Genomic DNA, 25312 nt, shown 5'->3' with positions numbered 1-25312 from the left:
AGGAGTGAACATCGTGTCGGGTATATTTTTACCTATTAGAATTGAATTTGGCAAGGATAGTAGTTTGAAAGTTGGTAGTGAATTTAGTTCACTAAAGTGTAAGAAAGTAATGATTGTTTCTGATAAAGGTGTTATTAATTCAGGATTGATTGAGAGAATTACAAAAAGTATTACTGAAGCCCATATACAAGCCGTTATATTCGATGGAGTCGAGCCAGACCCGAACATTAAGTGTATGGAAACAGCAAGGGATTTTTACATTTCGGAGAATTGCGACGGAATATTGGCAGTGGGTGGCGGAAGTTCTATTGATACTGCTAAAGGAGCTGCAGTTTTAGTTACAAATTCAGAACCCATCGTTAGCATGGCTGGAGTGGACAAAGTTAATAACCCGCTTCCCCCTTTAATAGCTATTCCGACAACATGTGGGACGGGATCCGAAGTCACGAATGTAACGGTAGTCACAGATAACGATCATTTTAAAATGCCGATTGTATCAACCCATTTAATTCCGAAAGTAGCTATGTTAGATCCGAATTTACTGGTCAGTCTTCCGTCTAAATTAATTTCTTCTACAGGTTTAGATGCATTGACTCACGCCATTGAAGCTTTGACTAACAATACTCAAAATTGGTATGCGGATTCATGTGCTTTACACGCCATTCGTCTTATTGGAATCCACTTATGTCAGGCTACGAATAATAGGGATATTGAAAATCTTAGCCAAATGTTATATGCCAGCACGTTGGCAGGTGTTGCCTTTACGTTATCCCGTTTAGGTTTAGTTCATGCTATGTCTCATCCCGTCAGTGGCCTGGCTGGAGTTCCGCATGGTGTCGCTAATGCCGTCCTATTGCCTTATGTTATGTCCTTTAATTCTATTGGTAATCCAGGTGGCTATGCACTGGTCGCAAGTGCATTGGGAATCGAGCCACAGGAAAACGACATTGCTACCGCATTGGCTGGAGTAAAGGAAGTTATTAAATTAAATAAGCAGCTCGATATCCCCAAATCTTTTAGAGAATTAGGAGTGAACGAGGCTTTAATTCCGCACATGGTAGAAGATACCTTTAAAAGCGGAAATATCGCCATAAATCCAAGACACGTTTCAAAATTTGATGTTGAACAAATATACAAATTATCATTTTCTGGAGAGAGCCCTATCGCACTTTTTGACAGTGAGACGATCACAAAAAACTAAACTAAGAGGTTTGTTATTAGGAGAAAGGAGCTAATTTAATGGAAACCGTTTTAATAAAAGAAACTTTAATGAAGGAAGCTTATAATCAGATTCTTGAAGGTATGAAGATCACGGCAAACAACACGGACTCCCAATTTCCACATTATGCTGATGGAGAATCGGGAGAATGGGTGTATTCCCCATATGGTGATTGGACGGGGGGATATTGGAATGGCATGAATTGGTTGGCGGCTTATGGAACAAACGACGAATCTTTTCTTAACTGGGCGAGGAAGTGGACTACACTGTTGGAAAGGCGAATTGATTCAAAAACAGTGTTCCGGGGATTTCTTTTCTATTATGGTGCGGCTCTAGGCAGTATTCTGAAAGGAGACCCAATGGCAAAGGACATTGCCATACGCGCAGCGATATCCGTGTCCTCTCAATATAACGAAAAAGCAGGTCTTATTCCTCTCGGTGATGAGGCAGAAGAAGCAAGCAGTGTGGGAATTACTGACACAAATATCGATGGTTTAAGTGCCACTCCATTATTGATTTGGGCCTCTAGAGAAACAGGAGATCGTTCCTTGGAGGAAGTTGCGATTAATCATGCCCTGAAGCATGTTGATTTATGTGTTAGGAATGATGGATCGGTTTGTCAGTCTGCCACTTTTGATGAGTTTGGCAACTTGCATAATCAATATACACATAAAGGATACAGTGATCAAAGTACATGGGCACGTGCGCAAGCCTGGGCAATGATCCATTACACGGCAGCTTATCAATGGGCTCCAAAGGAAAAGAAATTAGTAGAAGCAGCAATTCGTGTTTCAGATTGGTGGATTCGCCATCTTCCAAATGACGGGGTAGCTTATTGGGATTTCGATGACCCCGCAATTCCTGAAACGAATCGTGATACTTCTGCCACAGCCATTGCTGCTTCAGCGTTATTAAAATTAAGTCAATTGGTGCAAGACGAAGAACGGCGCAAGACGTACAGGTCCATCGCACTTAAATCCGTTCATCAGTTAATTTCGAATTACGTTACACCAACATCATCAGCAGATAATAGACGTCCAGGCATGTTATTAGGAGGATGTTTCAATAAGAAACTAGGAGTTGCGGTTGAGAGTGAACTAATTTGGGGCGACTATTATTTATTGGAATGTTTGAGCGGGTTGCTGGGGTATACGAAGCCAAATACTTTTTAGAATGACTGCTTTATTAATTTTCGGGTTGGGTAAAAAAAGATGAAAAAAAAATAGGAGGGACAGCTTTGAGATACTTAAATTATATTGACGGCCAATGGAAAGAACCGTGGGCAGGCGAGTATAAAGTAAATTCAAGTCCACATAATCAGGACAACTTGGGTGAGTTTCCGTCGAGTACGGTAGAAGATGTACGTGCAGCAGCGCTGGCAGCTAAAAATGCTTTCCCTATCTGGAGGGAGCTTTCCTTTCATCAAAGAGCAGATTACCTTATGAAAGCTGCTGCTATCTTAAAAAATAAAGTGGAGGAAGTCGGAAGAGACCTTGCACTTGAAGAAGGAAAAACCCTTGCTGAAGGCATTGGTGAGTCAAGTCGTGCTATTAGTATTATTGAGTTTTACGCCGCTGAAGCAAAGCAGGCGATCGGTGAAGTGATTCCGTCAGCCAATGCAGAGACATTCCTTTATACAACACGGGTTCCTGTGGGGCCAATCGGATTAATCACTCCATGGAATTTTCCGATTGCAATTCCCATTTGGAAAATGGCCCCCGCACTCATTTACGGAAATACGGTGGTGATTAAGCCGGCAGATGTAACCCCAAAATGTGTGTACCACATAATGAGTGCATTTGATGAAGCTGGAATACCTGCGGGAACTGTAAACTGTGTTTTCGGAAAGGGCTCTATCATAGGGGCCGAATTGATAGAAAACAACAATATTAAAGCCATCTCATTTACTGGCTCAAATCAAGTCGGACTTCAAATTCAGAACCAGGCTACTGCAAAAGGCAAAAAAGTTCAGTTGGAGATGGGAGGAAAAAATCCGCTAATTGTCCTTTCTGACGCTGATATCGACAAAGCCGTTGAATTAGCGGTTAGCGGGGCATTCAAATCGACTGGCCAGAAGTGTACTGCAACAAGCCGCGTGATCGTTGAGGAAGATGTTTATAATATTTTCCGTGAACGCCTGATCGAGCGCACAAAGGAGATTAAAGTAGGGAACCCTTTGGACCCCGACACATTTATGGGACCAGTGATCTCAAAACAGCAGCTAGACGGAATTAATGAAATGATCGACTCAGGAAAAGAAGAAGCTACAATCTTGGTTGGAGGTGAACCTCTTGCGGACGAATCTCTTTCAGAGGGGTTCTATATACGACCGACTATTTTTGAGAATGTTCCCCGTAATGCCCGTATTTCGCGTGAAGAAATTTTTGGGCCGGTCATCGCGCTTTTCAAGGTTAATAATTACGAAGAAGCAATTGAGATCGCAAACGATACTGAATTTGGGTTAAGTGCATCCATTTGCACCAACAACCTGACTCTTGCAGATCGTTTTGTTACGGATATAGATGCAGGTATTGTGCATGTGAATTCTGAAACAGCTGGAGCCGAGCCACAAGTCCCATTTGGCGGCTGCAAACAATCCAGTACAGGCTCTCGTGAACAGGGCAAAACCGCGATCGAATTTTATACTCAAGTAAAGACCGTCTATAGGGACCGGATGTAGTGACACTATTAATACACATTTAACTACTACTGAAAAAACAGGGAGGTGCATGTTGTGAAAATATTAGAAGGAATTACAATACTCGATTTGACCGGGCTTGTCCCCGGTCCTTTTACAAGTATGCTTTTTGCAGATTATGGAGCAGAAGTCATTAAAATTGAACGACCCGGTCTGGGTGAAACGGGAAGGCATTTGGAACCTTTGGTAGATGGATCTGGCCGGATGTTTGAAATGCTCAACCGCAATAAAAAAAGCATAACTCTTAATTTGAAATCCTCCGAAGGGAAGGAGATTTTCAGAAAGCTGGCACAACAAGCAGATGTTATCATTGAAGGTTTTCGGCCAGGTGTAATGGACCGACTTGGTTTGGGGTACGAAGACATTTCAGTTATTAATGAACGTGTGATTTACTGCTCTCTTAGCGGTTTCGGTCAAACCGGCAGTTTGAAAAATTTAGCGGCCCATGACATTAATTACGCAAGTTACTCGGGTTTCCTTGGTACGAACGTTACAGCAGACGGAACCATTTCTATGCCAGGTTCATTGCTGGGTGACATTGCTGGTGGTTATATGCCGGCCACTATTGGTATCTTGTTAGCCATACTCGGAAGAGAACGCACTGGCATTGGGCAATATGTGGACATTTCAATCGTAGATGGTCTGTTTTCACTTCTTTTGCCAACGTTAGCTGAGTTTTTGGATCAAGAGAAGAATTTTAATCCTTCAAAAACGTGGTTTACAGGGGCATGGGCCTGCTATAACGTGTACCAGTCTAAAGATGGAAAGTATATAACGATCGGACCGCTCGAGGAGAAGTTTTGGCATTCATTTTGTCAATTGATTGAACGCCCCGACTTTATTGATATTCAATTTGAGCCAGAAAAACAAGAAGATATGAGATCTGAAATAGCAGCTTATTTTAAACAAAAAAATAGAGATGTAGCTATTGATGAAATGATACAAATGGATATTCCGGCTGCTCCTGTTCAAACCATTGACGATGTAATTAATAGTGAATGGGTAAAAGAACGGAATCTATTATTTGAAAGAGAGGGTAAAGATGGGGGACGAATCATTGAGCTTGGTTCACCATTCAAATTAAGTAACTCACCCGCAGAATACAAAACGCTGCCACCCGAACTGGGACAGCACAATGACGAAATATTGTCACGTATAGGGTTCGTATCTTCGGATATCTCAGAGCTTCGAGAGCAAGGGGTGATCTAATTAAAATTTCCTAAAATTCGAAAACGGTTACAATACTTGTCCGCAATCTATTAGTTTACCTATGAAACTAATCCAAATGTAAATTTGAGAGGGGATTTATTATGTTATTAGAATTAGCACAAGAACAAAAAATGCTGCAAAAAGTGATACGTGATTATGCGACAGAGAAAATTTTACCCGAAATTGATGAATATGTTCAGAGCAGTACTTTTCCTACAGAGATGATTAAAGGTTTGGCTGAAATTGGGGTGATGGGAATTCCTTATCCTGAAGAATATGGCGGGTTAGGAGAAGGAATGGTTACCTTTGCTTTGGCACTCGAGGAAATATCACGTGTAGATGCTTCGGTTTCTGCTATTGTCATGGCGAACAGTTCACCTGCTACCCTAATTAATTTATTTGGAAACGAAGACCAAAAACATAGATGGTTAACCCCTATGATTACTGGGCAGTTTATTGGAGCTATCGGCTTAACTGAAGCAAGCGGCGGATCAGATACAGCAGCCATAAAAACCAGAGCGGAAAAAGTGGATCAAGGGTGGGTAGTTAACGGAAGTAAGTTGTTTATCACTAATTCAGGCAATGAACTTAATGGAGTCGCAGTTATTGCTGCACAAACAGGTGAAAAGAATGGTAAAAAGCTGACAAGCAGTTTTATTGTTCCCCGACATACAGAGGGATACATTGTCGGACCGAAAATTCATACGATTGGATGGCAGGCGGCAGACAGCCGTGAATTAACATTTGAAGATGTGTATCTTCCAGATGATTGTTTACTTGGTGAAGAAGGTTCTGGAATAAGGCAACTCCTTACTTCTATATCGTACGGGCGAATAAGCATAGCAGCCTGTGCACTTGGAGTAGCACAGGGGGCTTATGAGGAAGCTTTGGAATACGCAAAGATAAGACAAGCATTCGGACATCAAATATCGAAATACCAGGGTGTTTCCTTTAAGTTGGCGGATATGGCCACACAGATCGATGCAGCAAGACTTATGGTACAAAGAGCAGCAAAACTGGCAGATATGAAAAAAGATTTCAGGAAAGAAGCTTCTATGGCAAAATTATTTGCAACGGAAATGGCTATGAATGTTGTACATCAGTCCATTCAAATTCATGGCGGGATCGGTTTATCGAAAGAACACCGGATTTCCAAGATGTTGGGAGATGCCAAGCTTCTGGAAATCGTTGAAGGTACATCTGAAATCCAAAGAATGTACATTGCACGTCTTTTAGGTTGTTAAATTAACTGAATATTCATCCTAATATGCTGTCTAGGAGGTGTTAAATGGAGTATTCTACTCTATCGTTTGAAGTGCGGGATTTTGTCGCGTATATAACGTTTCGCCGCTCGAATGCTGCAAACTCGATTAATCTTGAAATGGCTAAAGAACTGATGCGCATTACGTCACATTGCAGCGAAGATCCTGATATTAAGGTTGTCGTGATCACCGGGAGCGGCAATGTATTTTGTCCGGGTGGTGATTTGAAAAGTTTTGTAAGAAATGAGGGTTCCTTATCGTATCATTTAAAGGAGCTGTTGATGTATTTAAATACTAGCATTTCGTATTTAACGACTATGGAAAAGGTTGTAATTGCAGCTGTTAATGGAGTAGCGGCAGGATCCGGAATGAGTATTGTTTGTGCTAGTGATCTTGTCATAGCATCAGAATCTGCTAGATTTACTACCGCTTATACAAAAGCAGGATTGTCGCCTGATGCATCTTTAACGTATTTTTTGCCCCGCATTGTGGGTTCGCGTCGGGCTCTTGAAATGGCTATCACCAATCGTACACTTTCAGCAAATGATGCTTACGATTGGGGTTTAGTTAATCTGGTTTTTCCTCATGACGAATTATCCTATGAGACAACAAAATACGCAACACAGATTGCATCGGGAGCAATTAAAGCTTATGGAGCAACCAAGAGGTTACTCCTTTCGGGATGGAATACCACCTTAAACACCCAAATGGAAAAAGAAACGAAAGTGATCTCTGATCTTTCTCGATACGAGGAGTCTAAGGAAGGGATGATGGCCTTTATAGAAAAACGCTCTCCTAAATTCACTTATTGATATGGAATAAATAATTTCCTGGTTTAATAATCAACTGGAATTAATGGGACGAAAGGGGATCTTGGATGAATAAAGTCAATTCTATGGAAGAAGCTATCAGAAAATATATTAATGATGGTGACCTCGTCTATTTTAGTGGCTGGCAAGGAAGTGTGCCCTATGCTGCTGCTCATGAGATTATCAGACAAAATAAACGAAACTTAAGATTGATAGCAGGGGCAAGCTGCGAAGTGGGAGATCATCTCATAGCTGCGGGGTGTGTGAATGAGGCATATGTTAGTTGGATTGGAAATGATGTTACTAAAGGAAGCCATGCCATACGCAGAGCCTGGCAGGAAGGTGTTCCACAAAAACTAGTAATCCATGATTTTAATAATATGGGTATTGTAGCGCTGTTATTAGGCGGGTGCTACAATCTTCCGTTTATCCCCATTAAAGGCATGACCGGGTCCGATTTAGCTGAAAACAATTCTATTATTCGCTATACAAAGGATCCTTTTTCCGCTGATGGCAACTCAGAAGTACCGATTGTTCCTGGTCTTCAGCCGGATGTTGCCATATTGCATGTCCAACGTTCGGATGCCAAGGGTAATTCTCATCGATGGGGAGCCTTATCGCTGGATCAACTAGCGGGCATGGCAGCCAAAAAAGTAATCATTACATGTGAAGAATTGGTTTCAACAGACCTGATCCAGCACGATCCGAACAGAACGCTACTACCAAATGTTAAAGTTGCAGCGGTTATTCATGAGCCTTGGGGAGCCCATCCTTCACATGTCCCTGGTTATTATGAAGCGGATTGGAATTACCGCAAGAACGTTTCAGGAAAAGCCTGCAGAACATTGGAAACCCATGAAACCTATCTGAATGAATGGGTTTATGAAGTGGGGAACAGGAAGGAATACCTTGAACATTATGTCAATCAGTACGGCTATAGTCAGCTGGAAAATTTACGGTTGAAAGATCCGATTCTCAGTCAATCCGTTAATTATGGTTGGAGGTAATAGTATGACAACTGAAACAAAGCAAGCATTTTCGTTAAATGAGCTAATGTGTGTCATCGCTTCAAGGGAACTTCAGAACGGAGATGTAGTATTTGCAGGGTATGGTTTGCCTTTAGTCGCCACTTATTTAGCTCAGTGTACCCACGCGGCAGAACTTGTATTTATTACAGAAACGGGAAATGTCAGGACAACCCCGCCATCTTCATTGCCAAGATCTGTGGATGACCTTTCTTTAAGCGCAAATTCAGATATGGCTACAGGTCTACCAGAAGTAACCGCCATGCTGGCCCGTGGAGAAATTAAGGTAGGGTTTCTCGGTGGCGCACAGGTCGACCGTTTTGGGAATCTAAATTCCACGGTTATCGGGTCTTATCAAAATCCGAAAGTTCGATTAATGGGAAGTGGGGGAGCAAACGATATAGCGACATTTGCTCAAAGGACAATATTGATATTAAACCAGGAGCGGCCTGGCCGATTTGTCGATAGAGTCGATTATATTACTTCACCAGGTTACTTGACGGGTCCAGGTGCGAGAGAAAAAGCAGGTTTTACCGAAAATTCAGGACCATCCAGTGTCGTAACGAATAAAGGAGTATACCATTTTGACGATGATAGTAAAGAAATGTATCTTGCTTCATACCATCCAGGGGTAACCATTGACGAAATCAAAGAATTGGTATCATGGGATTTGAAAATAGCTGTTGATGTACATGAAACACCTATACCTACTATCGAAGAAATAGATTTGTTAAGAAATAAAATAGATCCGAATCGATTCTATATTTAATGACCGTCCGCAGAGGATTTAAATTCTCGGGATGGTCTCAATAATAGGGGGAATGTTATTTATGGAAAACCAACAACTATCTAAAAAAACAGCAACAAAGGCATTGGTTGCAAGTTTAATAGGCAGTTCCATCGAATGGTACGATTACTTTCTCTATGGCACACTTGCTGCACTAGTATTCAGTAAATTGTTTTTTCCGACAACAGATCCAGTGGTCGGACTTATGCTGGCTTATGCATCATTTGCTATTCCGTTTTTTATCCGCCCATTAGGGGGAGTCATTTTCAGTCATATCGGGGACAAAATCGGAAGAAAAAAAACTCTTGTCCTTACACTGTCATTAATGGGAACGGCTACAGTTCTAATCGGACTGCTTCCATCGTATGAAAGTATTGGAATTTGGGCTCCCGTTTTGCTTATTTCCTTAAGGCTTGTACAAGGCCTCGGAATTGGAGGGGAATGGGGCGGAGCTTTATTGCTTGCGGTAGAATATGCACCGAAAGAACGGAGAGGATTCTTCGGCAGTATACCGCAAACGGGTGTTACCATCGGAATGCTCCTCGGTACATTATCCATTTCTCTATTGACTGGCATTTCTGAAGAGAAATTTTTGGCCTGGGGCTGGCGCATCCCTTTTATATTAAGTGCTGTTCTCGTATTTATTGGTTTATGGATACGTAATGGAATCGATGAAACGCCTGCATTTCAAGAAGCTAAGAACAAAGGGAATATTGCAAAGGTACCAATTGTTGACACACTTAAATACCATTGGAAATCAGTATTAATTGCTGTTGGTGCAAAAGTTGTAGAAACAGCTCCATTTTATATTTTCTCCACGTTCATTATTTCATATGCTACGGGGAACCTTGGATTTAAAAATACAGCAGTGCTTAATGCAGTAACAATTGCAACACTAGTTACAACCATTGCCATACCATTCATGGGTGCTCTATCTGACAAAGTAGGAAGAAAACCATTATATATAGGCGGTACGGTAGCCATCATGTTATTTGCATTTCCATACTTTTATCTACTTCAACTAGGGTCTACCCTATGGCTGACTATTGCTACTATTATTGGGCTGGGTCTATTGTGGGCACCGGTTACAGCAGTCCTTGGAACCATGTTTTCGGAAATATTTAGTACGAATGTCCGCTACACGGGTGTAACGCTTGGTTATCAGCTCGGTGCAGCACTGGCTGGTGGAACAGCCCCGTTAATTGCAACCACATTACTGAATATTTATAACAATTCATGGGTACCTGTTGCCATTTATATCATTTTTACCGGTATAATTTCTCTCATTGCCATCTTTAGTGTTCGCGAAACGAAAAATGTTGATTATGATAAGGAAAATTCCACATCACCCAAAACTATAACTGGGTAAGTTTTTTAATCAAAATTCTAATTAATACCATCTCGTTTCATACGGAAAGGAGTTGAGAAACCATATGGAAACTGTATTGCCAAAGGTTCTTGCAAAACAAGCTGAGAAATATCGGGATCGATTATTTATCCAAATGGAGGAAGACGAAAAGGAAACGTATGGCCAATGTTACGAAAGCTCTATGAAAGTTGCTTCAGGGTTGTCAGGGTTAGGCATAGGCAAAGGTGATAATGTTGTAATTATGGCACCTGTCTCTCTTCAATATCTCCATTCCTGGTTTGCCGTTCATTCATTAGGAGCTGTAGAAGTTTCCATTAACACCGCTTATCGGGCCCAAAGTTTAATTCACGTATTAAATAATTCAAAGGCCCGTTTAATTATTATTGACTTAAAGTTCATTGAAGTCCTACATGAAGTCGAGGATCGGCTTGAATATCTAGAGCAGGCTGTTTTTCTAGAGAGTTCTGAAACCGGTCGTTTCCCTGATTTTCATAAAATTCGACTCATTCCCTTTAAAGACATTGAATTTGCCAACAATGGCTTTGAACCGGTAGATATTACTGTTAAGGATACAGCTTCTATTATTTACACATCAGGTACGACTGGCCCGGCCAAAGGAGTTATGATGCCTCATGGACAAATATCCCTTTTGGCAAAAAACGCACTTGACGGTTTCCGCTTAACCGAAAATGATGTGTACCACATTTTTCTGCCCTTGTTCCACATGGCTGGAAAATTCATGATGTTATATGCTGCCATGATGGCGGGTTGTAAGATCGTGCTTGACCGGAAATTTATAGCGGAAGAATGGTTAACACGTGTTCGGAAATATGGTGCTACCATCTCAGGTGGACATGGGCCATTCCTTGAAATGATATACCGCCAGCCTGAACAGGAAGATGACCACGATAACGGACTGCGGGCTGTTTTTGCAGCCCCTTTTCCCGCGAAAATAGCGGAGGGATTTGAAAAACGATTTGGAGTTAAAGGTATAGAATTATGGGGAATGACCGAGGTTAATTGTCCGAGCTACAGGCCATATGATGAGCCACTAAGAGTAGGATCTTGTGGCAAGATTTTAAATGAGTGGTATGATGTTCGGTTAGTCGACCCTAATACAGATGAGAAGATCTGTGTAGGTGAAGTTGGAGAAATAGTCGTCCGGCCTAGATATCCTTGGACAACTATGCAAGGTTACTTTGGCATGCCGGAAAAAACAGTAGAATCATGGAGAAATCTATGGTTCCATACAGGCGATATGGCGTATTTCGATCGTGATGGTTACCTTTATTTCGTTGATCGAGTTAAAGATAGAATACGCAGAAGGGCTGAGAACATATCATCATCTGAGATTGAAGCAGCTGTCAATTCACATCCATTTATTGAAGAATCTGCTGCAGTGGGTGTACCATCAGAGTTTGATTCCGATGACGACATCAAAGTATACATTGTAGTAACCAAGGGTAGCAGTTTAAAACCGGCAGAACTAATCAGATATTTGGTGTCAAAGTTGCCGCATTATATGGTGCCTCGCTACATCCAATATATAGATAAGCTCCCGAGAACCATTACCAACAAAGTCCAAAAGGCTCAACTTAGCCAATTAGGCAAAACGGACGCCACTTGGGATCGCAAAGTTGAGGGTGTATCCATAAGAAATTTAATCGAGGAATTACGCCAACACGTTTGATAAGAAATGGATTTTAGCTATCAAAGGACGCATTTAAAGAAATATGAAAGCAGGGGATTTAGTTGCGTGTTATAACAGAACAGGACGTGCGGAGTATATACACCATGGACCAATGCATGGAATCAGTAGAGAAAGCATTAAAACTGCAACAATGTGGAAATGTAACTGCACCTGTAAGAACAGCGATAAATGTTGAAAAAGGTACAATGTTGTACATGCCCTCTTATGTTGAAGACATAAACTACTTAGGAATAAAAATCGTAAGTGTTTTTCCTGAAAATAAAAAAATTGGTGGAAAAACAATTCAAGGGATTTTTTTGTTAACCAATGCAGAATCAGGTGAGCATTTATCGTTGATTGATGCTTCGTGGTTAACCGTCATGAGAACTGGCGCATTAAGTGGAATTGCTACGAAATATTTAGCTCGAGATAATGCCAATACATGTCTTGTAATTGGGTGTGGACTGCAAGCAATAGGCCAAATTCAAGCTGTGTTGAAAGTTCGTCCGATTAAGAAAATTTTATTATATAACCAAACTAAAGCAAAAGCAGTAAAACTAAAAAACTATATAAAGGAGAATTTCAAATGGATAGGAGACATCGGAATTTTAGAAGATCCGAATGAAGGTGTACCCTATGCGGATGTAATTATTTGCAGTACTAATTCTTTTACTCCTGTTTTTGATGGTACGTTATTGCAGGCAGGGACTCATATTAATGGTATTGGCTCTTTTCAACCAAATATGCAGGAAGTTGATACGGTTGCCTTATTAAAAAGTGATAAAGTGGTTGTCGATACAATAGAAGGCGCCCTGCACGAAGCTGGTGACCTTTTAATTCCGACCGAACAAAATAAATGGTCTTTTAATCAACTGCATGGGGAACTAGGTGAAATCACTTTAGGAAATCTTGCGGGTAGAGAAAGAGAAGAGGAGATTACTTTTTTTAAATCGGTTGGATTTTCAATGTTGGATATTGTTTGTGCGGCTTCTATTTATGAAGAAGCATTACATACCGATGTTGGATTGGATATATCTACCCAAGCATATTCTATAGAAAGTAGGTAATCCAAGGAATTGAAAACTACGTCGGGAAAGAGTCTAGAAAAGTTTCATATCCATCGTTTTCCCCCATTTCTTTAGCTGAAAGGCTATTCAAATCTTTTAAAAAAGTTGAATAAAGTGCTATTTCCGAATCTAATTATTGTGCTGATACACTAAGTTGAATGTGGTAAATTGGGTCCTTTGGGGGAGATATTCCCCCAGGGCTTTTTTGTTGCTTGATGCTGTTGTGAGCGGTATGGCGAAATGACGTGTTTTGCAAGTAAATCTGGATATATGCACTCTCGACCGTTCTAATATGGATTACAGGCCATTAAATAGAGTCCTTTTGAATTATTTATATGAATTGGAGTCACCAAAAGGGGAGGTGGTTTCGTGTTCGTAGCACCTTATCATAATTATGGTGTTGTTGCTATTTAGTTGCTATTTAGCAGTAGATGATACTTTTGATAACCTTTTTGACTGTTAATAATTAGGACAAACTGAATAGCCTTAGTGAATCATAAGCTAACCGTCTGGAAAAGTACACTTTTACGGATAGTAGATTAACAACAATAAAATAATAAATAAAAGCGTTCAGAAAACTATAATAAAGTTTATGAACGTTTATTTGTTTTAACCCCATTTTACGAACGTTTCTGTTATAATTAAGGAAAAATGTACCAAAGTGGAGGTTTCTATGAAAGTTCGAAAATTTGGATACATTCGAGTGAGTAGTAAAGATCAAAATGAAGATCGACAATTGAAGTTAATCAAAAGCCTTGATATCGATGAACGGGATATTTTCGTCGAAAAGCAAAGCGGAAAAAATTTCCAACGCGAACAATATCAATTGCTTAAAAGAATCTTAAGACAAGGAGATATATTGTACATTCATTCTTTAGATAGGTTCGGTAGAAATAAAGAAGATATCTTAAATGAATGGAATGATATTACAAAAAAAATCCAAGCTGATATTATAGTTTTGGATATGCCTTTGTTAGATACAACTAAATATAAGGATAGTTTAGGTACCTTCATCGCAGATTTAGTTCTACAGATACTATCTTGGATGGCTGAAGAAGAACGTGAGCGTATTCGAAAACGGCAGCGAGAAGGTATAGATGTTGCTATAAAAAAGGGAGTATCTTTTGGGCGTCCAAAAGTTCAAATTTCGTCGGAGTTCGAACAAATATATTACCGTTGGAAAAAAGGAGAGTTAAGTGCCGTGAATGCAATGCAGGAAATAGGGTTGAAAAAGACAACCTTTTACAAACTGGTCAGAGAATATGAGAAAAACTTAAAATGATTAATGAATATCGCTTAGATCTAAACTACATAAACGAGGAGAAATAATATGTCTACAGCAAATATAGGTTTTGAAGAAAAATTATGGTTAATGGCAGATAAGTTAAGAGGGAGCATGGATGCTTCAGAATATAAAAATGTAGTTTTAGGACTGTTATTCTTAAAGTACGTATCTGATGCATTTGAAGAAAAGTATAACGTGTTATCTAGTGATGAATGGGCTGACCCTGAGGACCAAGATGAATATTTAGCAGAGAACATATTTTGGGTCTCTAAAGAAGCGCGTTGGTCTTATATCAACGAGAACGCGAAAAAACCTGAGATCGGTCAAATCATAGATGCAGCGATGATTGCGATTGAAAAAGAAAATGAATCTTTACGAGGAGTATTACCAAAGGATTACGCACGCCCTGCACTAGATAAAACTCGCTTAGGGGAAACAATCGATTTATTTTCCTTTAAAGTGGGAGATAAAGAAAGCCGTGGAAAAGATATTCTAGGTCGTGTGTACGAATATTTTTTAAGTAAGTTTGCTAGTGCTGAAGGAAAGAACGGCGGGGAGTTCTATACGCCTACATCAATCGTAAAGCTGTTAGTCGAAATGATTGAACCTTATAAAGGACGTGTGTATGATCCTTGCTGTGGTTCAGGTGGAATGTTTGTTCAAAGTGAAAAGTTTGTGGAGGAGCATCAAGGTCGCCTTGGTGATATTGCGGTTTATGGCCAAGAATCTAATCCGACAACGTGGCGTTTGTGTAAGATGAACCTTGCTATTCGAGGAATTGATGGAAATATAGGGGAACATAACGCTGATACTTTCCATTATGATCTCCACAAGGGGTTGAAAGCTGATTATATATTGGCAAATCCTCCATTTAATATTAGTGACTGGGGAGGCGAAAAGCTGCGCGATGATGTTCGGTGGCAGTATGGTGTTCCACCTGTAGGAAATGCAAACTATGCATGGATCGAGCATATTGTTTCCAAACTTGCACCATCAGGTACAGCCGGGTTTGTACTGGCAAATGGTTCGATGTCTACTAGTACATCAGGTGAACATGAAATTCGCAAAAATTTAATTGATAACGATTTGGTAGAATGTATAGTTACATTACCAGGACAACTGTTTTATTCGACCCAAATCCCAGTTTGTTTATGGTTTATAACTCGAAATAAAGCTGCAAAAGGGCAAAGAGACCGCAAGGGAGAAATCCTTTTTATAGATGCTCGTAAAATTGGTTATATGGCGGATCGAACACATAAGGAGTTTTCGACAGAGGATATAAACAAAATTACTTATGCTTATCATTCGTGGAGAGGTACAAATGAGCAAATTTATGAGGATGTTGTAGGCTTTTGTAAAGCAGCAACATTAGATGAAGTTCGTGACCACGAATATATATTAACTCCTGGACGATATGTGGGACTAGAAGACCTGGAAGAAGATAGTGAGGCATTTGAAGAGAAGATGGCACGTCTGACAACGGAGTTATCTGAACAATTTATAAAATCAAAGTCACTTGAAGAAGATATCCGTCTTGCCTTAAAGGGGATTGGGTATGAGATCTAAGTGGCAAGAAGTTAAAATAGAAGAATTACTAGCTGATAAAAAGAATGCTATTGCGATGGGACCATTTGGTTCTAGAATTAAGACAGAAAACTTTGTCGAAACAGGAATACCTATTATTAAAGGGAAAAATTTAACAAGTGGATGGTTAAATGAAGATGAATTTAGTTATTTAACAGAAGAAAAAGCTAATGAACTAAAAAGTAGCTCAGTCGAGAGAGGAGATCTTGTTTTTACTCATAGAGGCACTTTAGGGCAAGTAGGCTATATTCATGAAACTTCTAAGTTCCCTTTTTACATTGTATCTCAAAGTCAAATGAAACTTAGTGTAGATAAAACTAAAGTAAATCCATTGTTTTTATATTATTTTTTTAAATCAGATATTGGTCAACATAGATTGTTGTTAAATACCTCACAAACAGGTGTACCTGCAATAGCTAGACCTACCAATACATTAAAAAGTATTAAAGTACCATTACCATCCTTAGAAATACAAAGGAACATTTTAAATATATTATTGAAATTAGATAAAAAAATTAATATTAATAATTCTATTATCTCCAATCTTGATCAACTAGCAAAAACACTCTTTAAGCACTGGTTCCTAGATTTTGAATTTTTGAATAAAAATGGAAAACCGTATAAATCGAATGGTGGAGAAATGGTTGAAAGTGACTTAGGACTTTTGCCAAAGGGCTGGAATGTTCAAAGTATGCCGGAAATATGTGAAATAATAGACTGCTTGCATTCAAAGAAACCAACCAGGTTGAATGAATCAAATGATTTTACACTATTACAAGTTACTAATATTTTGAATAATGGCCTTCTGGATTTATCTGATAGATATTATATAAAAGAAGAAGATTATGAAAAATGGACTTCTAAAATTGAATTATTACCTGGGGATTGCGTACTCACAAATGTAGGTAGAGTAGGTGCTCCTGCACAAATACCTTTTTATTTCAAAGGCGCAACAGGTAGGAATATGACAGCATTAAGGGTTAAAAACAAATTAACTTCTACTTATCTAATAAACTATTTACTTTCATCTGAAATGCGTACAGAAATTAACCGTCAGACTGATTCAGGTACTATTTTAGAAAGTTTGAATGTAAAAGGAATTAAAAAATTAAGAGTTATTACTCCACCTGAAGAAATAATAAAAAATACTGATCCTATATTTAAATCTATTAGAGATCAAATAGAACAATTACATTTTTCTAATAATACCTTAATAAATATAAGAGACAGTATTCTTCCAAAAATTCTTTCTGGTGAAATTGAAATTCTGCTAGAAAGCGAGGAACTGGAGCATGTATAGCTTTAATGAAGATGAATTAGAACATGCCACTCTTGATTGGCTTGAGGAACTTGGTTATGAGGTAGCATGTGGCCCAGATTTAGCACCTGAAGGTGTTTCCCCAGAGCGAATAGATTATACGAACGTTTATTTAAAAGGGCGTTTAACAGACGCCCTTTCTCGTATAAACAAAAATGTAAAAATTGCGGAAATAGAAGAAGCTGTCAGAAAAATAATAATTCCTCAACATCCTAATATTTTGATAAATAATCGTTCGTTTCATAAGCTTATTACAGATGGAGTGGATATCGAGGTTAGAGAAGATGATGGTCGCAATACTACAAAAAAACTATGGTTGTTTGATTTTAAACATCCAGAAAAAAATGACTTTCTAGCAGTTAATCAGTTTACTATTATAGAAGGTTCGTCCAATAAACGACCAGATGTCATTTTATTTGTAAACGGATTACCGTTAGTAGTATTTGAGTTGAAAAGTTCTATAGATGAAAAGATTGGTATCTCTCAAGGCTATAATCAGCTGCAAACTTACAAGAAAACTATTCCATCTTTATTTCAATATAATGCTTTTATGGTAACTAGCGATGGAATCAATGCTCGAGCAGGTACCATAACCTCAAACGAAGAACGATTTATGATGTGGCGAACTATCGATGGGGAAACAATTGCTCCAAATACTATTCCACAATTAGAAGTATTAATTAAAGGTATGTGTCAGCCGACCGTTTTACTTGATCTGATCCGCCATTTCATTTTGTTTCAAACAGACGGGGAAGAATCTTTTAAAATTCTAGCAGCATACCATCAATATCATGCAGTGAATAAAGCTGTTGACGAAGCGAAAAGAGCAGCAAGTGAACATGGAGATCGGAAGATTGGAGTCATCTGGCATACACAAGGATCGGGGAAAAGTTTATCAATGGTTTTTTATACTGGGAAACTTGTCCTCGAAATGAATAATCCTACTGTAGTTGTTTTAACGGATCGAAATGATTTGGATGATCAGCTTTTTGCTACGTTTAGTCAGTCTAGTGACCTACTTAGACAGTCTCCTAAACAAGCTGACAAAAGAAGTGATTTGAAAGAACTTTTGTCCGTAGAATCAGGGGGAATTATTTTTACAACGATGCAAAAGTTTGCTCCCGAAGAAAATTCAAACACAATGGATACTCTGACTGACCGTCGAAATGTAATTGTGATGGCAGATGAAGCACACCGTTCACAATATGGTTTCCAAGCTCAAATGCAGCGTATTTCTTCAGAAGCTCATATGAAGTATGGATTTGCTAAACATCTTCGTGATGCCTTGCCAAACGCATCATATGTTGGTTTTACAGGCACACCGGTAGAAGCAACCGATAAAAATACTCCCGCTGTATTTGGAAATTACATTGATATTTATGATATGACCCAAGCAGTAGAAGACGGTGCGACCGTTAAAATTTTTTACGAAAGTCGGATTGTGAAGTTGGATCTCCCGGAAGGTCTTGAAATTGATGGAGAATACGATGAAATCACCGAATACCAAGAAATCGATGAACGAGAAAAACTAAAGACAAAATGGTCACGGTTAGAAGCGCTTGCAGGAGCACATGAACGTTTAAAACGAGTGGCAAGCGACATTGTTAATCATTTTGAAACACGCCAAGAAGCGATTTTTGGTAAGGGCATGGTAGTCGTAATGTCTCGGCGGATTGCAATTGATTTGTACAAAGAAATTGTCAAACTGCGACCGAAATGGCATTCCGATGATGATGATAAAGGTGTTATTAAAATTGTAATGACGGGTTCATCAAGTGACCCAGAGGATTGGCAAGGATTTATTGGAAACAAACGTCGTCGGGAATATCTAGCAAAGCGGATGAAAGATACAAGTGATGAATTAAAAATCGTCCTAGTGAGAGATATGTGGCTTACAGGCTTTGATGTACCGTCTATGCATACCATGTATATAGACAAGCCGATGAAAGGTCATAATTTAATGCAGGCCATCGCACGGGTGAATCGGGTTTTTAGGGACAAGCCTGGCGGACTGATTGTTGACTATATAGGAATTGCGGATAGTTTAAAAGAAGCCTTAAAACAATATACCGAAAGCGATCGGGATAATACAGGTGTAGATACTTCTACTGCGCTGGATCTTATGCTCGAGAAATATGAACTGATTCAAAGTATGCTCTATCAGCATGATTACAGTCATTTTGACTCAGAGCGTCCGACAGAACGAATGAAAGCTATTATTGAAACGGTTGATTTTGTAATTGGTCTTGGAGAGGAACAGAAAAAATTATTCTTACGCTTGGTTACAGAACTGGCCAAAGCCTTCGCCCTTTGCTCCACGGAGGAAGATGCCCAAGAGCTAAATGCCGAAATTGGATTCTTCAAAGCAGTAAAATCAGGCATCATCAAGTTATTACCGGATGAAGCGAAAAAGAAAACGTCCTCGCAGCTGGATGCTCAGATTAACCAGTTAATTTCAAAGTCCGTCATTTCTGATGAAGTTGTAGATATCTATAGCTCATTAGGACTTGAAAATCCTGATATTTCAATACTTTCTGATCAATTCCTTTCGGATGTACGAGCTTTGCCTCATAAAAATCTGGCTGTTGAACTGCTAAATCGTTTACTACAGGGAAAAGTGAAAAGTGTGCAACGTACCAATATAGCTCAAGCCAAAAAGTTTTCAGATTTATTGACGAATGCTATTAATAAGTACAATAAACGGACAATAGAAACTTCAAAAGTCATAGAAGAGCTAATTAAACTGGCGAAGGAAATGAATGAGTCCATTAAAAGAGGAGAGGAAACCGGGCTTATAAAGGAAGAGATTGCTTTTTACGATGCACTTGCGTCTCATGAGACAGCAGAAGAGGTAATGGGGGATGACGTCCTTAAGGCTATCGCTCATGAACTATCGAAAGCAATTAAAGAAAATATGAGTATTGATTGGAATCTCCGTGAATCAGCCAGGGCCAAAATGAGGATTACCGTAAGAAGACTGTTAAAGAAATATGGGTATCCACCTGATCTTCAAAAGCTAGCTGTCGAGACTGTCGTGAAGCAGGCGGAGTTGATGGCTGGTAATCTTGAATTTAAAAATTAATTATGGATGAAGACAGGTGATAAGTATGAAAACGTTTATCATTTTTGATACAAATGTTTTGTTTCTACGTAATTATAATAGTTATGCAACATTTGAATTTAATAAGATTTATGAAGATATTCAAGGGAAAATTGAAAGACACGATGTAACCGAAAAATTTGAACTTTTAGTTCCAGAAGTTACATTATCTGAGCTGTTTCAAAAACAATTACAGTCTTACGATGAAGAATATAAGAAAATCAATAAAATATATACAATGTTTGATGGATTATATGAAATAGAATTAAATGTTGATGAGACATTTGATTACGAATCGTTTTTAAATAATAAAAAGAATGAATACTTATTGAGAAAACAAATAAAAATTTTACCGATTTGTGGAGAAAGTCGTTTTACTAAAATTGTCGCCCGAGCTCTTGGTAAAAAGGCACCTTTTGAAGGAATTGATAAGCAATCTGATAAAGGATTTAAAGATGCGCTTATATGGGAATCTATACTTGAGTTCGCAGAAAAAAATGATGGGAATTTCCTCCTGTTTACTGGGGATAAAAGATTTAAGGGAGAATTAGAAGAAGAATTTGAACAGTTGATAGGAAATACAATAATAATATATAACAAGGATGAAACGAGACAACTAGATAGTTATATTGAAGAATATTCTTCTGAAAAGACTTTAAAATTACGGTTAAATGAGGTCAAAAATAACTTAGAATTTATTTTAAAAGATTTTTTAGAAGATATAAGAGTAAAAATGAACGCTGATATATCTGTAAATGGTATTAAAGTGACTGTGACTAGTTTGGATTTATTTACAGATATTATTAATTTAAATGAGTCAGGAGATACTTCTTATAAATTTAAATTAAAAGGTAAATTGATTGCTGAACAACCGGGTATACATTATGAATTATTAATTACCTTAGATTTTCAAGTAGAAGTCCTAAGTATCGATGACACAAATATTTCTTCAATTAAACTTGAAAATATTGAAGCGATAACATCAATTGGTGTTCCGGTAGGTATAGAGAATATTGAATATGAGTACCTTCCTTTAAAAAATTATGATTGGGACGACTTTGAGGAAGAAAGCAACTTTGAAGAAGAAAGCGAGTTTGAAAAAACAAGGGTTAAAGGAGATGTACCTAAATTAGAGAAAAAAGATGAAGTTAATATTTATTTCGATGAAGAATTTAAGTTAATTTACGATGTACTAAATACCATAAAATCAGAACTATCGGATCATAAAGTACATGTGTTAGCTACTGAGATAGCATTAGCAATTAAAAATAATATGGGTACGGATTGGATGGAAAGGGAGCCAATTCGTGCTAAAATGCGTGTAGATGCTCGAAAATTATTGAAAAAACATGAGTTCTCTAATGAAAAATCAGATATTATTGTAGATGAAATTATAAAAAAAGTTGAATTAATGACTCGAGAGAAGAGTTACGTTTAACTTGCTTAGTGTAGGAAAATTTAGGGCTTTATGATGATTTTAAATGAACGGATAACTCTCGGGACTGCGTAAGATATTCGGTGAAGACTGGGATAGGTTAGACACATAAAAGATTTATTTTCAATTGAACAATTAAGGAGAATAGTTTTTATGAGTAATGGATATGTATATGTTCTTATTAATGAGAGTTACAAAGGTTTGGTTAAAGTCGGAATTACATCATTAGATCCTAATGAAAGAGCAAGAATGTTATCTCGAAATACCGGGGTACCTACCCCTTTTAAGGTTGCTTATGAGATTTTTGTGGAAAACTGTGAAGAAGTAGAAAGAAAAATCCATAAAGAATTAGAAGAATATAGAATTAATCCAAGAAGAGAGTTCTTTAATTATCCATTAAATAAAACAATTAATTTAGTTCAAACTTTCTCTAAGATAGAATCAAATAAACCAGGAGAAAGTTATGAGTCAATAGATATCTTAGATGAATTAAAAGAAAATTACGGTAGTTTTATAGAGCAAAATGTGACATCTGTGAAAATTTATCAAACTGAGGAGAGAGTTTCTCTTGAAGTAACTACGGATAATACATTAGGTGGGTATTTATTAGATCAAGTAATTAGGCGAACAGATTTAGGATTTATTTCTGATGGTTACAATATGAATAGCTTTTTTAACCCTAATGATTCAATCCAGGTGAATGTTGATAAATTCTTAAATTGTAGCCCAGCTACACACGTTGTAAGTCAAGACTCTTTATTTACTAAAGAAGGTGCAAAAGTTCTTTATAATAGCGAAAGTAATAATAAGTAAAACAGTTATAATACTGTTTAATGAAATTTGACCACTAATCTGAGCGCATTTAGACCAATTAGCTTAACTTTAATTTTTCTATTTCTATCGGTTCTAGGTATTCTCGCGTGCCGTGATTTGAAGAACCATAATGTGCAAAAATAAGGTTGAATGATTGACCAAAATATTGGCCAAAAAATGACCAAAATAATTTGAAAAGATAAGAATTATCTTAAAAAGCTATAAATTGAAAAAGCTGATATTACAGCATTTTAGATATATTTTGAAAAGAAAAAAAAGGGTGAGATATGTTCCGCACACAAGTTCACCCTTGGGAACGCGAACAATATATGTCCATGTATTAAGATTCAAAACCCTTGACACCATTGGTGTTAAGGGTTTTTTGTTTGTGGTTTTAGTGATCAGTTTTATTTGTCGGAATAATCATTGACCACATTTTGACCACCAAATTTTAAGAGATTTAAGTTTTTTAAATTGATTATTTGAATTTATTCACGGGTTACTTTCTAAATAATCCGTCCCCTATATGCTCGTACCGTTAAGGACAACATCGGGTCACTCAAGGTTTTGGAGAGATATGGATTTACAATCTCGGGTGATGATAGCGGGTTTTCCAACGCACGTGGCGAGAACGTAAAAGAGTTTGTTCTTACCCTCCTAGTGTAATAGTTTAATACGATTATTTTCCTTACTCTATTAAGGGTACTTTAATGGAGTAACGAAAAAAAGCCCAATTTCTTAAGATTAATGCTAAGAAATTGGGTTTTTTTTAATATTGTAATTTCCTTAACTTTGTAAATATGCGGTTCCTGACGCTACCACAAAATGATCGTATATTTAGATATCATTTTTTGTTAGTCATTAGTTTTATAAAATAGGGTTTTTCTTCCTTTAAATTTGCAACAATTATGCTGCAGAGATTGCATTAGCTGGGGCACTTCTAGGAACAATCCTTCGTTAGACTAAAGCAACAGCCGGAACATGCACCAGATGATGAAACAAAAGACGCGAATGCAGCAATGATGGCAGGACATTAAAAAGAAATCGGATGATCTTTTCTATATAATAAGTTGATCTTTCGTAATCGGGCGCTTTAATGGAATAAGGAACACAGCAGTGGCTAAAGATACTGACCGGGATTACTTTATGAGTGCTGAAGAGGCTAAAGAGTATGGGATTATAGATGAAATCATTTTTCCGAAATGATGTTTCAAGAGGGAGACTGCTCAAGCAGTCTCTTTCATTGTCGGAATATGATGAAGTTAATTCATTTTTTATGTTATATTATGAGTAAAACTAATATAAAGAGGGATGAATTTGTCGATAGGCAAATATGAAATATTTCATACAGTGGTAGAACTTGGCAGCTTAACAAAAGCAAGTGAATCGTTAAATATTTCCCAATCAGGGGTAAGTCATGCCATTTCCAGCTTGGAAAAAGAGCTGGGGTTTTCCTTATTAACCCGTAATAAAGCAGGCATCAGGCTAACCGTAAACGGTGAGCGAATGTTGTTATATATTAGGGAGATTCTATATTTAAATGAAAAATTGCTTCAGGAGGCTGGGGAAATAAGAGGACTAGAAATAGGGACTGTTAGGATTGGCACATTTTCATCTATTTCTGCTGTATGGCTTCCTGGAATATTGAAAAAATTCATGGATCAATATCCTCATATAAAAGTAGACATTATGGAGGGGAAACAGGAGGAAATCTCTCTGTGGATTTCACAGGGGATTGTAGATTTCGGTTTTTTAATGCTGCCTGCTGCCGATCTGGAGGTTCTCCATTTAAAGCGAGAAGCGTTTTGCTGTGTTGTTCCGGAAAACCACCATCTTGGTGCTGAAAATTCTATAAAGACAAATGCACTGAATGAAGAGAAGCTGATTGTCCAAAATTCTACCCTTAAAATCATCCATAACATTTTGAAATCAAATAAACTTTCTCCTGAAATTGCTTTTCATTTAGACGATGAACATGCTGTTATCTCGATGGTAAAAAACTCCCTTGGTGTAGCTATCCTGCCAGACATCGCTTTACATAATCTTCCTGATGGTGTAAAAAAAATACCCCTTTCAGATGATCGAGCAATTTCCTCCATCGGCATTGGTTCAATATCCTTCAAAAATCTTCCGCCAGCTGCCGAAAAATTTATAGCAGCATCGACCTTATGGTTAAACGAACATTTCACATGATTCTCGTAATTATGCCATTTTCTTATGATGCACATCTAAAGTAAATTTGATATTTATTGGAACCGGGGGAGGAAGTACGCTTATTTTTCATATGAAAATAAGCGTAGCATGTAAATGTAAGGGTAAACAAAGCTAAGCTTAACTCCCGGAAAAGTGAATTATGCTTTGGGATACGGAGATATAAAGGGAGCAAGCCTTGACGTTCATTTAATGAAGGGAAAACATGGAGGAAAGCAAGGCTTGTTCAAAACGGTGATCACTGGATTGCGAACATTAAATAAAATTACCTATTGAGTATGAACGATTTGCTCAACTTAATAGAATGGAAGAAATATATAACCATGATTTTTTAAAGACTAATTGAAACATGGCTAAAAAAAGGGGCTGTCCTAGAAGTCTGTAAGCTGTTGATTTCCGTTCCAGGCTGCTCGCTTTCCGCGGGGCGTGCG

Annotated in this window: 19 protein-coding genes; all 19 read left to right on the top strand. The window is 38.1% G+C overall.

The features are described 5' to 3' along the window. Window positions 1-13 precede the first annotated feature (13 nt). The 19 genes from P4361_RS13455 to P4361_RS13365 all read left to right on the top strand — a co-directional run bounded on the left by P4361_RS13455 (window position 14) and on the right by P4361_RS13365 (window position 24863). On the top strand, window positions 14-1201 hold the full coding sequence (locus P4361_RS13455; RefSeq protein ID WP_328089743.1) for an iron-containing alcohol dehydrogenase: 1188 nt from the start codon (window positions 14-16) through the stop codon (window positions 1199-1201). Window positions 1202-1239: 38 nt separating this feature from the next. Then, a complete protein-coding gene (locus P4361_RS13450) occupies window positions 1240-2391 on the top strand; it encodes a hypothetical protein (RefSeq protein ID WP_328089742.1) in 1152 nt (383 codons plus the stop codon). 65 nt (window positions 2392-2456) lie between these two features. Continuing rightward, entirely contained in the window at window positions 2457-3899 is a 1443-nt protein-coding gene (locus P4361_RS13445; protein WP_328089741.1) for an aldehyde dehydrogenase family protein, read from the top strand. 54 nt (window positions 3900-3953) lie between these two features. Then, window positions 3954-5126, top strand: a complete 1173-nt coding sequence (locus P4361_RS13440; protein ID WP_328089740.1) for a CaiB/BaiF CoA-transferase family protein — start codon at window positions 3954-3956, stop codon at window positions 5124-5126. A gap of 101 nt (window positions 5127-5227) precedes the next feature. After that, the gene (locus tag P4361_RS13435) at window positions 5228-6370 is read left to right on the top strand and encodes an acyl-CoA dehydrogenase family protein (RefSeq protein WP_328089739.1); all 1143 of its coding nucleotides are present in this window, start codon (window positions 5228-5230) and stop codon (window positions 6368-6370) included. Between the two features lie 44 nt (window positions 6371-6414). Beyond that, complete coding sequence (locus P4361_RS13430) at window positions 6415-7200, top strand: enoyl-CoA hydratase/isomerase family protein (protein WP_328089738.1); 786 nt, start codon at window positions 6415-6417, stop codon at window positions 7198-7200. 65 nt (window positions 7201-7265) lie between these two features. After that, complete coding sequence (locus tag P4361_RS13425; protein WP_328089737.1) at window positions 7266-8204, top strand: CoA transferase subunit A; 939 nt, start codon at window positions 7266-7268, stop codon at window positions 8202-8204. Between the two features lie 4 nt (window positions 8205-8208). Continuing rightward, window positions 8209-8991, top strand: coding sequence for a CoA-transferase subunit beta (locus tag P4361_RS13420; protein WP_328089736.1), 783 nt, complete (start codon window positions 8209-8211; stop codon window positions 8989-8991). 61 nt (window positions 8992-9052) lie between these two features. Next, window positions 9053-10378 (top strand): MFS transporter, encoded by a 1326-nt coding sequence (locus tag P4361_RS13415; RefSeq protein ID WP_328089735.1) that lies wholly within the window; start codon window positions 9053-9055, stop codon window positions 10376-10378. Between the two features lie 64 nt (window positions 10379-10442). Beyond that, complete coding sequence (locus P4361_RS13410) at window positions 10443-12068, top strand: AMP-binding protein (RefSeq protein WP_328089734.1); 1626 nt, start codon at window positions 10443-10445, stop codon at window positions 12066-12068. 62 nt (window positions 12069-12130) lie between these two features. Beyond that, window positions 12131-13135, top strand: a complete 1005-nt coding sequence (locus tag P4361_RS13405) for an ornithine cyclodeaminase family protein (RefSeq protein ID WP_328089733.1) — start codon at window positions 12131-12133, stop codon at window positions 13133-13135. A gap of 673 nt (window positions 13136-13808) precedes the next feature. Continuing rightward, on the top strand, window positions 13809-14417 hold the full coding sequence (locus P4361_RS13400; RefSeq protein WP_328089732.1) for a recombinase family protein: 609 nt from the start codon (window positions 13809-13811) through the stop codon (window positions 14415-14417). Between the two features lie 48 nt (window positions 14418-14465). Then, window positions 14466-15986, top strand: a complete 1521-nt coding sequence (locus tag P4361_RS13395) for a class I SAM-dependent DNA methyltransferase (RefSeq protein WP_328089731.1) — start codon at window positions 14466-14468, stop codon at window positions 15984-15986. Then, on the top strand, window positions 15976-17304 hold the full coding sequence (locus P4361_RS13390) for a restriction endonuclease subunit S (protein WP_328089730.1): 1329 nt from the start codon (window positions 15976-15978) through the stop codon (window positions 17302-17304). The genes P4361_RS13395 and P4361_RS13390 overlap by 11 nt, the downstream gene beginning before the upstream one ends. Further along, window positions 17297-20404: a type I restriction endonuclease subunit R gene (locus P4361_RS13385; protein WP_328089728.1), complete on the top strand. Its 3108-nt coding sequence runs from the start codon at window positions 17297-17299 to the stop codon at window positions 20402-20404. Before P4361_RS13390 ends, P4361_RS13385 begins: the two co-directional genes overlap by 8 nt. A 25-nt stretch (window positions 20405-20429) precedes the next feature. After that, a complete protein-coding gene (locus P4361_RS13380; RefSeq protein ID WP_328089727.1) occupies window positions 20430-21860 on the top strand; it encodes a PIN domain-containing protein in 1431 nt (476 codons plus the stop codon). A 150-nt stretch (window positions 21861-22010) separates the two neighbouring features. After that, window positions 22011-22670 carry a GIY-YIG nuclease family protein gene (locus P4361_RS13375; RefSeq protein ID WP_328089726.1) on the top strand — a complete coding sequence of 220 codons (660 nt, stop codon included), beginning with the start codon at window positions 22011-22013 and terminating at the stop codon, window positions 22668-22670. 1083 nt (window positions 22671-23753) lie between these two features. Beyond that, window positions 23754-23876, top strand: a complete 123-nt coding sequence (locus P4361_RS13370; RefSeq protein ID WP_091005540.1) for an ATP-dependent Clp protease proteolytic subunit — start codon at window positions 23754-23756, stop codon at window positions 23874-23876. 111 nt (window positions 23877-23987) lie between these two features. Then, the gene (locus P4361_RS13365) at window positions 23988-24863 is read left to right on the top strand and encodes a LysR family transcriptional regulator (protein ID WP_328089725.1); all 876 of its coding nucleotides are present in this window, start codon (window positions 23988-23990) and stop codon (window positions 24861-24863) included. Window positions 24864-25312: the final 449 nt, after the last annotated feature.

The organism is Fictibacillus sp. B-59209, assembly GCF_036216745.1.
Lineage (GTDB): Bacteria > Bacillota > Bacilli > Bacillales > Fictibacillaceae > Fictibacillus_C > Fictibacillus_C marinisediminis.
Note: the sequence above shows the minus strand (reverse complement) of the source record. Positions and strands in the feature narration are given on the sequence as shown.

Excerpts from the sequence above, each read along its gene's own strand:
- P4361_RS13410 (WP_328089734.1), top strand. The coding sequence starts at position 10,443 with ATGGAAACTGTATTGCCAAAGGTTCTTGCAAAACAAGCTGAGAAATAT.
- P4361_RS13420 (WP_328089736.1), top strand. The coding sequence starts at position 8,209 with ATGACAACTGAAACAAAGCAAGCATTTTCGTTAAATGAGCTAATGTGT.
- P4361_RS13385 (WP_328089728.1), top strand. The coding sequence starts at position 17,297 with ATGTATAGCTTTAATGAAGATGAATTAGAACATGCCACTCTTGATTGG.
- P4361_RS13375 (WP_328089726.1), top strand. The coding sequence starts at position 22,011 with ATGAGTAATGGATATGTATATGTTCTTATTAATGAGAGTTACAAAGGT.
- P4361_RS13435 (WP_328089739.1), top strand. The coding sequence starts at position 5,228 with ATGTTATTAGAATTAGCACAAGAACAAAAAATGCTGCAAAAAGTGATA.
- P4361_RS13400 (WP_328089732.1), top strand. The coding sequence starts at position 13,809 with ATGAAAGTTCGAAAATTTGGATACATTCGAGTGAGTAGTAAAGATCAA.
- P4361_RS13450 (WP_328089742.1), top strand. The coding sequence starts at position 1,240 with ATGGAAACCGTTTTAATAAAAGAAACTTTAATGAAGGAAGCTTATAAT.
- P4361_RS13415 (WP_328089735.1), top strand. The coding sequence starts at position 9,053 with ATGGAAAACCAACAACTATCTAAAAAAACAGCAACAAAGGCATTGGTT.
- P4361_RS13380 (WP_328089727.1), top strand. The coding sequence starts at position 20,430 with ATGAAAACGTTTATCATTTTTGATACAAATGTTTTGTTTCTACGTAAT.
- P4361_RS13390 (WP_328089730.1), top strand. The coding sequence starts at position 15,976 with ATGAGATCTAAGTGGCAAGAAGTTAAAATAGAAGAATTACTAGCTGAT.
- P4361_RS13425 (WP_328089737.1), top strand. The coding sequence starts at position 7,266 with ATGAATAAAGTCAATTCTATGGAAGAAGCTATCAGAAAATATATTAAT.
- P4361_RS13395 (WP_328089731.1), top strand. The coding sequence starts at position 14,466 with ATGTCTACAGCAAATATAGGTTTTGAAGAAAAATTATGGTTAATGGCA.
- P4361_RS13430 (WP_328089738.1), top strand. The coding sequence starts at position 6,415 with ATGGAGTATTCTACTCTATCGTTTGAAGTGCGGGATTTTGTCGCGTAT.